The organism is Parabacteroides chongii (assembly GCF_029581355.1).
In the GTDB taxonomy this organism is placed as follows: Bacteria; Bacteroidota; Bacteroidia; order Bacteroidales; family Tannerellaceae; genus Parabacteroides; species Parabacteroides chongii.
The window spans coordinates 1,475,812-1,490,474 of sequence record NZ_CP120849.1 but is presented as its reverse complement, the minus strand read 5'-3'; the positions used below and the strand labels follow the sequence as shown (position 1 = coordinate 1,490,474).

Below are 14,663 nucleotides of genomic sequence, written 5' to 3'. Positions count from 1 at the left end.
GACTTCTATTTAACGTTATAGACACTGAAGTTGCGTATATCCGGTTGTGCCACCGATTGAGAGACCGTCAGGCGTAGAGCTGATGCTTCGACTGCCGGGAATTGCTCGATACGTTTATGTCCGACCGACTCGCCCTCGCATACGGTTTGCCATTTACCGTTTACTTTGGCTTCTACTTTATACCGGCGGATACGTTCGCCATTAGCAATATTCTCCTGAATAATACAATGGTTGACTGCTTGTGGTTTATCCAGTTTCAGTGTCAGGCTTTTCTTTTGTCCCGATGCAGAGGCTATAGGAGAGGAGAAGCGGCGGTTGATCTCGTCACCCCATTCTTTCAGCCGTTGCACATCGCCGGCAGGGAGCAGTCCTGTAGTATCGGGAGTCAGTCCGACGATCAATGTGGCATTCCTTCCGACTGACTTATAATACATGTTCATCAGGCTGTCTACCGGATAGACGGTATTCTCGTCGTCCGGCTCCCAGAACCATTCATGCCGCCCGTTCATGCCACGCAGCGGAGTGTCTGCCATAGCCGGGACCCAGTATGCACCGTCCTGGTCACCATGTTTCAATAGATCGTTATGGTTGCGGCTTCCTTCCGTGTTGTTACTGTGTGAGTAAGGGTAGGGGAAAGAGGACCAGCAGGGATAACCGACCGTACCCGACTCGGAACCGCCCCAACGGAAATCCGCCCGGTCTACATTATGATAGAAAAGGCATTCAGGCTGGTACTTGGTGACGATGGGCAATACATCCGGCCCGTCGCCTTTCGGATCGTCTGCGCCACCGTCAAACCAGATCATAAACAAATCACCGTAGCGGCTGCATAGTTCTTCCACCATGCGCTCGCAGAAATGTTTATACCATTGTTGACGGTTGGCGGCAAACTCTCCTTCCCCCTGTACCTTGAAATTATGAACGCCAAAAAGTGAATTCCATCGGATGCCGACATAGATGCCGGGCATTATATCGTATTTTCTACATGAATTGACGAAGTCGCGGATGATATCCCCTTTGCCATCGCGCCATTTCAACGCTTTCAGACAATACGGATTGACATCGCTCTGGTAAATGGCAAAGCCTGTCTCGTGTGTTGCCGTCAGTACGGCGAACTTGGCTCCCGCCGCTTTGGCGGCCTGTACCCATTGATCGGTATTCAGTTGGGTCGGATTGAAGATATTATAATCCTCTATCGGCTGGACGCGGTTATTACCCTGACCGTATTTAATGCCGTCGAAGACATGGAGGTCATAATGGAAGACGACACCTATTTCCGATTCGTGCCACTTCAACTGGTGAGGTGCCGGGCGAGGTATCTCCGTTTGTTGTCCTATTGCCGGGAGAAAACTTGCTATCAATAAGAGTACCAGATAAAAACGTGCTTTCATGTGTTTATGTTTATAAGCTATTTATAAAAGGATCGTTTGTCTTCTTCAACCAGTCTTTTAACCGGTTGGCAAACTGTTTAATCAATTCCGGCTGATCGGATGCAATATTGTTTAGTTGGTACGGGTCTTGCTCGCGGTCGAACAGTATCCACTCGTCAGTCTGGCCATTTGTAGCGTGTACTGCAAATGTATATTTTTTTGTCCGGAAACCTCTGTAGCCAGTCGTTAAATTTTCAGAGGAGACTTGATAATAAGGCTGTATTACCTCCTGGACGTTGTCGGGAGAAAGGATGGAAGCAGACAGGTCGAATGTCTCCACTTCGGCAGGTATCTCTTCCCTGAAGCCCATTAACGACAATAGCGAAGGATAGAGATCGGCAAAACCGATCATCAGTGTCGAATCTTGGCGCGGTGCGATCTTCTCCGGCCAGGTAAGTATCATCGGGACGCGCATGGCTTCCTCGTAGTAAATATTCTTTCCGATATGATCGTGCATCCCCATGCTGTCGCCATGATCGGAGGTGAATACCATGATGGTATTGTCGAAGAGCCCACGCTCTTTCAGTGCGCGGATAATGCGGCCGACCTGGTCGTCGACGCCGGTCATGCAGGCATAATAATCCAATACGCTTTGCCGGTAGAAATCACCGTATTCCGTTCCTTTCGGTGCGATGATGGGGGAGTTGCATAGTGATTCGACATCTACATTCCGATATACTTCTTTGTATTTGTCGGGAACCAGGTCGTAACCGGTGTGAGGCGGGTTCATGGATACGACCAGGGCGAAGGGTTTATCCCCGTCGCGGAGTTTATTATCTTGATTGGCGATATAGTCGATGGCCCGGTCGGTTTCATATTCCGGTCCCCATTGGTCTACGAAATAGAATTCCTCACGGCCGGCATCCGTATCCCAGTACATAGGCTTCAGATGATAATCGTAGGTGCCGTAGGCGATCCAATGGCTGAAGCCGTGACGACGGTCCTTGGGACACCATTCGTTCCAGGCTATTTTTCCTTTGTTGTTATTTGTTTCGATGTAAGGTTGGTAAGGGGCATCCAGATGCCATTTGCCGATGTATCCCAATTCATATCCCTGATCTTTCAGGACGTCTGACCAGCAACGAGCCGAGGTGGGCAGTTCGACATGATAAGGTGTATTATCCGAATTACAGTTACCCGTAACCTTGCTGCCGATCGGATACCTGCCTGTCATCAGCATTCCACGGGCGGGCGAAGATACAGGATAGCTGCTGATCGCATCCGTAAAATGTACGCCTTCGGCAGCTAACTTATCCAGATTGGGAGTCTGTACGGGTTCTACACCCAGATAACCGATTGCCTGGCCGCGCCATTGGTCGGCTATGATGAAGACGAGATTGGGTGTATCAGCCTTTTCCTTTGCCTGCAACTGGTTGCAAAACAGGCAGGAAGTAAGTAAAAGTATGTGTTCGGGTAAATGTTTCATATTATTTAATCTTGAAAGTGATATACTTTAATTGAATTTAGAGTTTTCCGGTACGCTGACTGGCTGGGATTTTTGTCGCATTGCCGTTGACGGTATAAATTGCATCCTGGTCGCTTTCCTGATAACATCTGCAATAATCAAAATAGACATAGGCAGGTTTCTGATTTTCCATCACATTGCCTCCCCATTCTCCGGCAGAGCAAGAGAAATAAACCATTTGATAGGCACTCGGTACTTGTTTGGGATCGTCTTTTTTGTTTACACGTCGGGTTACTTTGCCGTCTGTATAAAAAATCAGTTCTTCGGGTGTCCATTCTACTGCAAATGTATGTTCTTTACTTTGGGCATCTTCCAATGTAAAATATTCGGTGGACGAGCGGTGCTCGTTAAATTGTTTACTTATATCATAGTTTAAAGCGGCATGCTGTATTTCCGGTTGCTGTTCTTTGACTGCTGCCTGTTTTTCATACCAATGAAGAGTATGAAAGATTTGTTTATCTTTAGGTATGTATTCGAAAACATCTATTTCTGTTCCTTCCCCATACTGATCGGCTTCGTCGAAATGTATCCAGAAGGCAGGCCAATAGCCTTCACCTGTACAATCTCTGAATGAAGCTTTTGTTTCATAATATCCATAACGTGTCATGAACCTGCCGAGTGATAAGATTCCTCCCGTCATTATTACATTTTTTTGTGTCGGATATTTTGAAACTTCGAGACGGAGTTCTCCATCTAATTCTTTCGTCCAGTCATCATGGCATAATACATAGTAAGGTTTGCCTTCATACATTCCTCTGCGGGTGAAAGGACTTCTGTTGCTTCTTGTATCCCATTTTAAGGAATCGATCGTCCCATCATTAAATTCATCGTTAAAGACCAAGGAATAGCTTCTGCCTGTGATTGGCGATGTAAATGTTGTAGGAACTTTGGATGGATGGAAGTCAAGACTATACGTCGTATTCATTCCTTTTTTTATTTTACCTTTGATTGCTTTCGGGTTCAGTTGAATATGGATAGCTTGCTTCGGAACGGTTTGTGTCAAAGGGGTTTTTAATGAAAGCGTGGCTACGCGATCGCTGAGGTTCACGTTAAAAGTAATTTCATCAATATTGCCGGTAAACAGGAAAATAGGTACACCTGTCTGTCTAAAATATAATCCCTCAGGAAGTTCGACTATCAGCATCCCTCCGTAATAGTTAGGAGTATTGGTTTCTACAAATCCTGTAGAGTACTTATCTGTTAGATCTATAAAAGTATCTTTTGCATCTGAATAATCCCATTTCCACGTTATGTCTTCAGATGTTGCATGTATGTTAACGGCTTGCATCAACAGACAAATCAATGTGATGATTAATTGCTTCATGATATTATATTTTAGGTGTTAGAAACAATAGTCCTAACGGTAGTTTTACGATGATCGTGACAAATGTATGATATTTTGAAGGGTGTGCCAATAAGTTGTTCGTTTGGTTTGACACACCCTCTCAAAATTAATTATTCAGCAAATATTTTTCAGTTTCCACTTATTTCTGGGCGCTTGTTCCAGCTTGAATATCCCAACCCGGATTCTGATAGATATATGCAGTACTCATGTCTCCACCTTTTTCCGGTGTACTCAGGCGAATTACATCTTGAGCGATAGGAGCCAGGTAATGAGCCTGCATAAAGGTATATCCGTTGAATGCCTTGTTGTTTTTGTGTATCTGATACGGACGCACGTATTTGTGTGCACGACTCGATACGTTTGGCTCATCGGCTTCACCTTCCGGTTTCAGATCACCATTATCATATAGTTTGTAGTTTTCGTCCCATAGGTTGAAACCTTCTACGATATAATTTTTCATCTTGTCAAGTGATCTCCAGCGGTATAGGTCGTCAAGACGCATACCTTCGGCCAGAAATTCGATACGTCTTTCACGGCGGATATTATACAGGGTTGCGTCTACTTGCTGCTCTCCGGAGTAAGTAGCTAAATCATTTTCCTTTGACAGGTCGGTCGCTGCAATTGTCTTTTGGAAGTCGTTGTCCACCTGTGCACGATCGCGAAGAGCTTTCCAATAAGCGGTACTTTTGGCATCCAGATTACGATCGAGTTCATAATTCGCTTCGATATAATTTAGATAAGCTTCTGCGGCACGAAAAATCACACAACCTGTATTACTTGGGTTGGTTCCCAAATTCAGGTTTGGGTCGATCCCTTTACGCAAGCAGTAACCGGTCGTATTTTTGCTTTCCGTTATCATGGTAAGACCCGGGCGGAAGAAATTAGCGATAGGGGTAATCTGATCGCCTGGGATACTGATAGATTCACGGAAACGATTGTCGCGGTTGGCTGTAACATCTTCCAACGTTTTATCACCTTTGTAATTGGAGCCGGAAGCATAGATCGGCAGACCGTTTTTCATTAACACGCTTTCAACCAATGAACGGGTAAATCCGGTATTACCGCAACCGTTACCGTTAGAGTTATTCGCTTGCATGGAAGAAACTACATAATGAAAGACTTTAAGGTCGATATCGTAACGTCTCCAAAGCAGTACTTCTTTCTTGTCGGACAGGTCAGCACTGTTAAACATACTTGAATAATCTTCCAGAGGGAACTTGTCAGCTACGATTTGTGCTGCGCTTTTAGCTTCCGAAAGGAAGAATTTAATTTCAGCATTCAGATCGATACTGAAATCTTTCAGATAACTGGCATTAGCTCCCGGCCATCCTGGTCCACCCGGAACACGATCAGTACCGGCATGATATTTCAACCAGGTTCCTTCATAAAGGGCTACTCTTGATTTGAGTAATAATGCTGCATATTTCGTTAGGCGATTCGATTCGGGAGGTGTTTCCTTCAGCATCTCTATGGCTGTGTCCAAATCTTTTAATATGAAACGGGCTACTTCGTTTTGAGGACGACGTTGATTAGCTTCGGCCAATTCTTTGTAGTCGTCCGACAATGTCTTGTCGACAATAGGAAAGTCTCCGTATTTCTTCATGAAAGTAAAATATTGGAAAGCGCGGAAGAAATACATCTCACCGATATAATGGCGGATATTGGCATCCGTACCACTGATTTTTCCTTCTTCGTATTTAGGTAATACAGTTTCGAAGAAATAGTTACAGTCGCGTATTTTCTTGAAATCCCATTCACCACTCTGCGGAACACGACGTTCGCCGGGAATGAAGTTGCTTTCTTCTTCTGCGGCACATTGGTTATCACTATTGTTGTCTGTTTTGAATATACCGATATTGTAGGCTCCGGGCTGATGAGCGGGCAGAGCAGCGTATTGGGCCGCTCCGAAACTGGCTAATTCACTTTCCGTATTCAGATAGTGTTCCGAGGTAACAGAAGAGATGGGTTGCCTGTCCAGGAAATCGTTACATGCAGTAAAACAAAAGGCTCCTACTACAAGGGATAATATAATGATTGATTGTCTTTTCATGATGTTTTTAATTTTAGAATGAAACATTTACACCGCATGAAAGCGTTCTGGAAATAGGATAAATTTTACCGTTACCCCAGGAACCGCCAACAGCTTCAGGATCGAATACTCCAAAGATGGAAGAGATAGTGAACAAATTGTCACCGGAGAAGTATACGCGTACTTTGGTTAATCCAATCTTGTTAACCAGATAATTGGGAACAGTATAGCCGACTTGCAGGTTTTTTAAACGCAAGTAAGCTGCACTTTGCAGATAACCGGTTTGAGTTAGCTGGTTTTTACTGGCATTATTACCGTCGAAATACGGTTTTGGGAAATAGGAGTTCAGGTTTTCTCCCATATCGTCGCCTACCGGACGGAAATAATCAAAATGTTCTTTGTATCCGATGGACTGCCAGATATTTCCTGTAGCACCCCAGAAGAAGTTTCCTGTTAGCCTGATGTCACGTTTACAGACACCCTGGAAAAATGCGCGGAAGTCGAAACCGTTCCAGTCGGCTCCCAATGTGATACCTACCTGGTAGCGTGGAGTTTCATTACCGATGATCTTACGATCTCCCGGGTCGTCGACTGTTCTTGAACCGTATGAGATTTTACCGTCATTGTTCAAATCTTTGTACATGATATCGCCTGCTCCCCATTTACTACCGATCTCTGATTGGTCGGTTGTTGCCAAATGCGCCTGCATTTCTCCGTCTGTCTTCGCTATACCGATGGTTTCAAATCCCCAAATGTCACCCATGTATCTTCCGTTATAAGGCACATATACCATCGTCCCACTTGAATTTTTACGGTCGATGATCTCTGATTCGTTCGGATATTTGGTAATTTTACTTCTTGCATCAGCTAAAGTGAAACCGATCGTATATCCTACCTTACCGATGCGGTCGTTCCAATTCAGGGCTAATTCCCAACCATTAGTTGTCATAGTTGCATTGTTGATGCGTGGCAGCTTGTCGTTGTCGATACCGATGATGGATGATTTTTCTTCCGGTGGACCGACCATATCGTCGGTATTACGTTTAAACCATTCGATAGAACCTGACAGGCGATTGCTGAATGCCCCGAAGTCGAGACCAATATTGGTGGTTGTAATCTTTTCCCATGTCATCAGGTCACTGACCATCAATGGTGCTGTTGCCGTAGTCGGCATCTGTCCGCCGATCAAATATTTACCATTTTTCATTCCGAGCGGCTGTGCCGGATAGAACGGATAAAAATCTTTTGTATTCTGGTTACCTAATTTACCCCATGAAAAGCGAGGCTTCAGTGTTCCTACATAATCAGACAGTGATTCCCAAAAAGCTTCGCGTGCGATGTTATATCCTAAGGAGAAAGAAGGGAATACATTCCATCGTTTGTCTCTCAGGAAACGTGAAGAACCGTCGTAACGTACATTTACCTCGGCCAGATAACGTCCGTCGTAGTCATAGTTTAAACGTCCGAAGAAACCGGCTGTTGCCCATTCTTTTTTATTAGCAGAAGTATAGTCTTTACCCATACTGGCATCGATACTGGGAACTTCGTCGCTGATCACGTCATCGCGTCTTGCATAAACGTAATTCTGCTTGTATAACTCGGAGTTGAAACCGACCATTACCTTGAAGTTGTTTTTCCGGATCGATTTCGAATAATCTGTGTACAAGCTGGTTGTCAACAAGTTGTTGTCCTGAGCGGATGACCAGGCATAGGTGGCTCCTGCTCCGTATGAACCGGCAAACGCCAGGGCAACAGGCTCGTTGTTTGAGTTGTATTCATAAATTTTAGCCAGGTTTTCGTCTTTGTTGATATGTTCTGCCTTCAGGCTCACATCTCCGCGGATATTCCAATCCTTTAGAGGGGTAATAGTGAAATTTGCCTGTGTATAAATGATGTCTTTTCTGCGTTTATAACGTCCGCCATCTTTTATTTGGATGATCTTCGCGTTACGCATATAATGTCCGTTCGGATCTTTGAAAGGCATAGTAGGCCATGTTCTGGAAATGTCATGGTAATACAGACCTATATCGACTCCGTTGGCTGTGTTGTCCGGGTCATCGTTCGCATATGTCGGACGATCGAGTTCTTCACGAATAAAACGGGTATTTATTCCTATCTGCAGCCAGTCGTTCACTTGTGAATTGATTTTCGCAGAAGCATTCATACGTTTGAAATCATCGTTTCCATAACGCATATTACCACCTTGGTCCATAAAGGCTCCTGACATGAAATAGGTCAGTTTTTCTGTTCCTCCGCTCACATTAACGTTATGCTCCTGTGTGAAAGCGGTTTTAAAATGATTACGTGCCCAATTCTGATTATCATTTGCTTTCGTGTTGAATTCAAACATCCCGTTACCTGGGTTAGGTACGGTCGTTGTTGTGATTTCTCCTCGTTGATAGGCTAGAATTCTTTCAATCGTTTCATTATCGAATGTGGCATTTTGCCCGCTGTTTAAAGCTGCTGCATTAAAGAATTTGGCAAACGTGTAAGAATCCATCATATCCGGCAGGTTTGTAGCCGTTGACCAACGGAAGCTGTTGCTATAATTTACTTGAGCTTTACCGCTTTTACCGCTTTTAGTGGTAATCAAAATAACGCCGAACGGTGCACGTGAACCATAAATACTGGACGCGGCAGCATCTTTCAATACAGAGATGCTTTCGATATCGTCCGGATTCAAAGCATTCATATCTCCTTCGATACCGTCTATCAGGATCAGCGGAGAGTCCGTCGAGCCTTCGCCGATGGTTCCTGTACCACGAATGTTTACTTTTAAAGCGTTACCCAGTGCACCTCCCTGATTGTTGAGTGACATGTTCAACCCGGGAACGACACCCTGCAAAGCCTGTCCTACCTGAGCGACAGGGCGGGATAACAACGCTTTGTTGTCGACAGTGGAAACGGCACCTGTCAGGTTTACTTTCTTTTGTGAACCGAAACCTACGACAACGACTTCATCCAGCGCTTGAGTATCTTCTCCCAGTTGGATGGTCAGGACGGTTTGATTTCCGTCCAACTTGATCGTTTGTGTCTGGTAACCGATGTAAGAAATGTTTAATACATTGCCTTTGGAGGCGTTGATTGAAAACTTACCGTCGATGTCTGTGACGGTTCCGTTTGTGGTTCCTTCTACCAATACGGAAGCTCCGATAACGGGGTCACCGAGGCTTTTGTCGATAACAGTACCAGTAATGGTAAGCTGCTGCGCGTATATATAAGATATACTGGTAAGCAGCAGCGCGATTAATAACGTGACTCTCTTCTTCATTCTCTTTTAGTTTAAGGTGTAAATACTAAAATTTTTAAATGTTTGTAAGCAAAAGTATGTGGTATACCTGGAAAGGATAACAGGCGTTTTCTTCATTAACAACGGGTGTTTTCTTTATTTTGTAACCTGTGTATCAGCGTAGCGGGTGTTTTATTCATAAATAGTGGGTGTTTTATTCATACTTTATTTTTGCAGACTTTTTATTTTGTTAGCGTTGGTGTATTCTTCCTCTTTTTTTGTTTCTTTGTAATAATGTTCTTTGTGTTTACATACTGGACTTTGTTAAGGAGGAATATGAGGAGATCTTTATTTATAATATTATTTATTCTTTGCTACCTGTCCGGATATAGTTTTTTTGAAAAAGACATCCGGGTACTTACTATGCAGAATGGGTTGGCCGATAATACCGTTTCCTGTATCCATAAAGATAGAGACGGGTTTATGTGGTTCGGAACCAATAACGGGTTAAGCCGGTACGACGGAAAGAATATCCGAAATTTCGGTTTGGATGAACGGTATATGAAAGTAAACCAAATCCGCGAATCGGAGAATAACTTGCTTTGGCTGATCGCTGACGAACAGATCTACTGTTTCGATAGGAGGATGGAACAATATATCCCTGTTCACCTAAACGGAAAATATACCGGAGTCCAGGACATACTATTGCAAAAAGACAATTCTTTATGGGCTATATCGTATGAATCCCTTTATCTTATTTCCATTGATTACAAGAAAGATCAGAAAGGAAATATGCTTGGGGTTGACCTTCGGGTAGAAATAGAATTCAGCGATTTGGCAGGAAATAATACCAATTATACGGCTATGTGCCAGTCGCCGGAGGGAATTATCTATCTTGCAACAGACTGGGGAAATGTAGTGACATTCGATCCGGTTTCTTATCAGATGATAGATAAAGGAGATTTACCAAAAGTAAATAAAGTACATGTCAACAGGCTTTTATATGCAGACGGATATATCTGGCTTTCAACATGGGCTAATGGGGCTATCCGTTATAATCCGAGGTCGGGAAAATACGATCAGTACACCTATAAGCCCGAAGAAAAAAGCAGAACATTATCTCACTGGGATGTATATCAGATGGTTCCGATGGGAAACGGTCGTCTGTTGGCTGCTACCTGGAACGGATATACGATTCTTATTCCGGAGAAAGAAGATTCTACTTTATATACGACGGAGGTTTATAACAATACGGCTTCACAACTGCACCGTAACCTGGAAACCCGTATGATCTCTGCCTATTATGATCCGGAAGGTATCCTATGGATTGGAACACAAGGCGGAGGGGTATATACTTCTGATTTGCGGAAACAATTCTATCAGCGTTTTCATCAAGAAACACATAATGAAATATGCGGTATGGCAACCGATAAAAAGCAGTATATCTGGCTTGCCTCTTTTCATAAAGGAATACTGAAAAGCACAAAAGCATTCGATCCTCTGGAAAAACTCTCTTTTAAACCTGTCCCGGTAGGAACCGGCAACACCGTACTTTGCGTGGAAACCGATCATAAAGGAAACTTATGGTTTGGAAATAACCAGTCGGAACTTATTGAGTATGATTCGGATAATGAATCATTTATGGTTTATCCTGTCCGTATTCCGGACAAACCGGGCTGGACAGGTAGTATATGGTATATATTCAGTGATGAACGGGAACGGTTATGGCTGGGTACAACAAACGGATTACTTCTTTTCGATCCTGTGTCCAAACATTTTTCTCATTATGCAGTGCCGGGAACGATCAAAGCTATTGCCGAAGTTCCCGGTGAATGTTTATGGCTGAGTACGACTGATGGTTTAAAGAAGTTTACTTTTCAAAATGGGATGCTACGTTCCGGTTTTGAGCAAGCGGCTAATATTCCGGCGAAGGATGCCCGTTCCCTTTTTGCTTCGGCAGATGGGAATTTATATATAGGTTATGCGGACGGCTTCGGTATCATGAAGATCGGAACCGATTCGATCGGGAGTTTCTATACGACGCATAATGGACTGAGTAACAATTTTATCGGTTGTATCAGTGAAGATTCGCAGGGGCATTTATGGCTTGGTACTAATTCCAGTATTTGTCGCTACAGTAAACACCAAAAACTGTTTTATAATTATTACATATCCGGTAATAACCGCTCTGTTATACATTATAAGAATTATTTATTTTGGGGCAATAATAAGAATATAACTTATTTTCTGCCGGAAGACGTAATGAATGATCGGCCGGAACCCAATAAAGTGGTTATCACCCGATTGGATGTCGATAATAAATCGGTTGTGATCGGTCAGAAGATAAATGACCAGGTAATTCTGAAAGAAGGGATTCCTTATACGAATGAACTGACACTCAATGCGTCTAATAATAATTTTTCATTGATGTTTAGTAATCTGACTTATTCGGAAGAATTGCAGAAATACAGTTATCGGCTTGTTCCCGGACAGTCTGAATGGTTGGTGGCTGGAGATGGAGAAAAGATTTCTTATGCTAACCTGCCTGCCGGGGAATATCTCTTTGAAGTAAGGAGCATTTTCCCTAACGGCTTAAATGGCGAAACGACCTCGTTGACTATAAGGATACTGCCTTATTGGTATGAAACGGTCTGGTTCCGCTTACTGGTATTAGTCTTTGTTGTTTGGATGATATATTATCTGATGCGCCGTGTCAAGAAGGAGCAGGTCCGGCTCACCCAGGAAGAGCGCCTGAAACATGAGCTTTTTGTTTCCAATCTGGAACGTGAGAAAGAGAAACAAATCAGCCGTGAGCGGGAAAATTTCTTTACGAACGTATCGCACGAATTACGTACACCATTAACGTTGATTCTTTCTCCTTTACAGGAGTTGTTGCAGACTGAACGTTTGTCTCAGGCTTTACAAAATAAGCTCTCTCTGGTGTATAATAATGCCACTTCATTATCTACCCTGGTGAACCAATTGTTGTATGTCCAGAAGATAGAGGCCGGCATGGTTCAGCTTCATTTGTCGAAAGTAGAGATTGTAGCGCTTGTGAGGAAGGTGATGGCCTCTTTCCTGCAGATGGCGGAGATAAAAAGTACTAAGTATGTCCTGGACTCTGGTATCTCTTCTTTAGAGCTTTGGATAGATGCCGGGAAGATAGAGTCGGCATTAAAAAATTTACTGTCGAATGCATTTAAATATACTCCAAACAACGGAATAATAAGGGTTTCGCTCGAAGAGAAAGAGGTCGACGGGAAAATGTTCTGCTTGCTTTCCGTCTCGGATAATGGTCCCGGTATAGCGGAAGATTTGCAGGAACGTATCTTCGATTCGTTTATTACGGGTAAAAATGATCCCTCATTTTCTACCCGGATGGGTATCGGTTTACGTATTGTAAAAAATACGATGGATCTTCATCATGGGCAGGTATTGTTAGATAGCTCTCCGGGGAAAGGTTCGAGATTTACGCTTTACCTGCCACTGGGTAAGGAACATTTCAGAGAGGATGAATATGAGTGGATTGAAGATGTCCGGGAAACAAAGGAAGAAGAGACTTTCTATAGAACGCAGAAAGAAGAAGAAGATACGAAGGTTACTTCAGGAAAGAAGTTGTTGATCATAGAAGATAACGATGAGATCAGAAGTTATATTTATTCTTTGTTCTGTAAAGATTACCAGGTATTGGAAGCCCATGATGGAGAAGAAGGAGTAAAAATTGCCACCGAAGAGATCCCAGACCTGATCATTTCAGATATTATGATGCCTGTAAAAGACGGCTTTGCTTGCATACAGGAGATCAGGCAGCAGTTGGCGACAGCCCATATCCCGGTCATCATGCTTACGGCAAAGGCGGAAGAAGAAGATTTATTGAAGAGTACCCGGATTGGTGTGGACGATTATATCATGAAACCTTTCAACCCCGAAATCCTCAAAGCGAAGGTGGAGAACCTGATCCATCTGCGTGAACAACTGAAGCGTATTTATACAAAGACATTGATGTTGAAACATACGGAAGAGAGGCCGGACGATGAAGAGGCTGCCGATCCTTTCATGCAACAGGTGATCGGTATTGTCGAAGCCAACCTGACTAATCCGGATTTTAGTGCGAAGAGTCTGGCTAGCCTGTTGAACCTTAGCCAACCGACTTTATACCGGAAGATGAAGCAACAAAGTAACTTATCTATCATCGAAGTGATCCGCAGCATACGTATCAGTAAAGCCGCCTCACTGATTATGCAGAAGAAATACTCCGTCCAGGAGGTCGCCGAAATGGTGGGTTATAATGATATAACGACCTTCCGTAAACACTTCACGAAGCAGTTCGGCGTGTCGCCGTCACGGTATAATGCTTTATAGTTTTCATTACCGGGATATACCGGATTACCAAGAAACTCATCTGTGGAACAAACGAAATCCAACTGTGGTATGAACGGAATGTAGTTGTGGCATGTATTAGGTGTTCAGAATGAGATCGGATTTTATAATAAATATTGTCATTGGAGTAATAAAAGATTACATTTGCATAATGTTGATAGATGAAAAGATCTTTTAGGAGGTTTGATTGGGATATGGGTAATATAAGTTTCAGTGATGTATATACCGGTTATTACAAACGATCGTTTTTGTTTGTGAAGTCCTATGTCAGAGATGATATGGTGGCGGAAGATATTGTATCCGAAGCTTTAATTAATTTATGGGAGACAAGCAAAAAGGAGGAGGTGGAACACCCTCTGTCTCTGCTGTTGGTGATGCTTAAAAATGGAGCATTAAACCATCTTAAACATTTGGACGTAAGAAAAACAGCCTCTGAGTCAATCTCTTCTAAAATGGATCGTGATTTGAATTACCGCATATCTACATTACAAGCGTGTGATCCGGAAGAGATATTTTCTTCTGAAATCACTCGAATAGTAGAGGAGACCTTACAATCATTGCCCGAACAAACGCGTCGTGTCTTTGAAATGAGCCGATATGAATGTCGTTCGGTAAAGGAAATAGCAGAAGAACTTTCCATAAGCTCTAAAAGCGTGGAATATCATATAACTAAATCGTTAAAAATTTTACGAATAGCCTTAAAAGAATACCTTCCATTTTTTTATTTCCTCTTTATTTCCTAAAATAATTTCAAATCTGTTTAGGGATTTTTATCTGTGTGTTGT

The 14,663-nt window shown here is 43.1% G+C and carries 7 protein-coding genes; 2 read left to right on the top strand and 5 right to left on the bottom strand.

The annotated features are described in order from the left end of the window. Positions 1 to 5: 5 nt before the first annotated feature. The 5 genes from P3L47_RS05695 to P3L47_RS05675 form a co-directional block, all read right to left on the bottom strand. The gene (locus P3L47_RS05695) at positions 6 to 1,391 is read right to left on the bottom strand and encodes an alpha-L-fucosidase (RefSeq protein ID WP_277782981.1); all 1,386 of its coding nucleotides are present in this window, start codon (positions 1,389 to 1,391) and stop codon (positions 6 to 8) included. A 10-nt stretch (positions 1,392 to 1,401) separates the two neighbouring features. Next, positions 1,402 to 2,856 carry a sulfatase family protein gene (locus tag P3L47_RS05690; RefSeq protein ID WP_277782980.1) on the bottom strand — a complete coding sequence of 485 codons (1,455 nt, stop codon included), beginning with the start codon at positions 2,854 to 2,856 and terminating at the stop codon, positions 1,402 to 1,404. A 37-nt stretch (positions 2,857 to 2,893) separates the two neighbouring features. Then, the gene (locus tag P3L47_RS05685) at positions 2,894 to 4,219 is read right to left on the bottom strand and encodes a glycoside hydrolase family 16 protein (RefSeq protein WP_277782979.1); all 1,326 of its coding nucleotides are present in this window, start codon (positions 4,217 to 4,219) and stop codon (positions 2,894 to 2,896) included. Between the two features lie 160 nt (positions 4,220 to 4,379). Beyond that, the gene (locus P3L47_RS05680; protein WP_277782978.1) at positions 4,380 to 6,290 is read right to left on the bottom strand and encodes a RagB/SusD family nutrient uptake outer membrane protein; all 1,911 of its coding nucleotides are present in this window, start codon (positions 6,288 to 6,290) and stop codon (positions 4,380 to 4,382) included. Positions 6,291 to 6,303: 13 nt separating this feature from the next. Beyond that, positions 6,304 to 9,540 (bottom strand): SusC/RagA family TonB-linked outer membrane protein, encoded by a 3,237-nt coding sequence (locus P3L47_RS05675; RefSeq protein WP_277782977.1) that lies wholly within the window; start codon positions 9,538 to 9,540, stop codon positions 6,304 to 6,306. A 294-nt stretch (positions 9,541 to 9,834) separates the two neighbouring features. Here P3L47_RS05675 and P3L47_RS05670 point away from each other — a divergent pair, with 294 nt between their 5' ends. Continuing rightward, positions 9,835 to 13,860 carry a hybrid sensor histidine kinase/response regulator transcription factor gene (locus tag P3L47_RS05670; protein WP_277782976.1) on the top strand — a complete coding sequence of 1,342 codons (4,026 nt, stop codon included), beginning with the start codon at positions 9,835 to 9,837 and terminating at the stop codon, positions 13,858 to 13,860. A gap of 212 nt (positions 13,861 to 14,072) precedes the next feature. Beyond that, entirely contained in the window at positions 14,073 to 14,621 is a 549-nt protein-coding gene (locus P3L47_RS05665) for an RNA polymerase sigma-70 factor (RefSeq protein ID WP_277783670.1), read from the top strand. Positions 14,622 to 14,663: the final 42 nt, after the last annotated feature.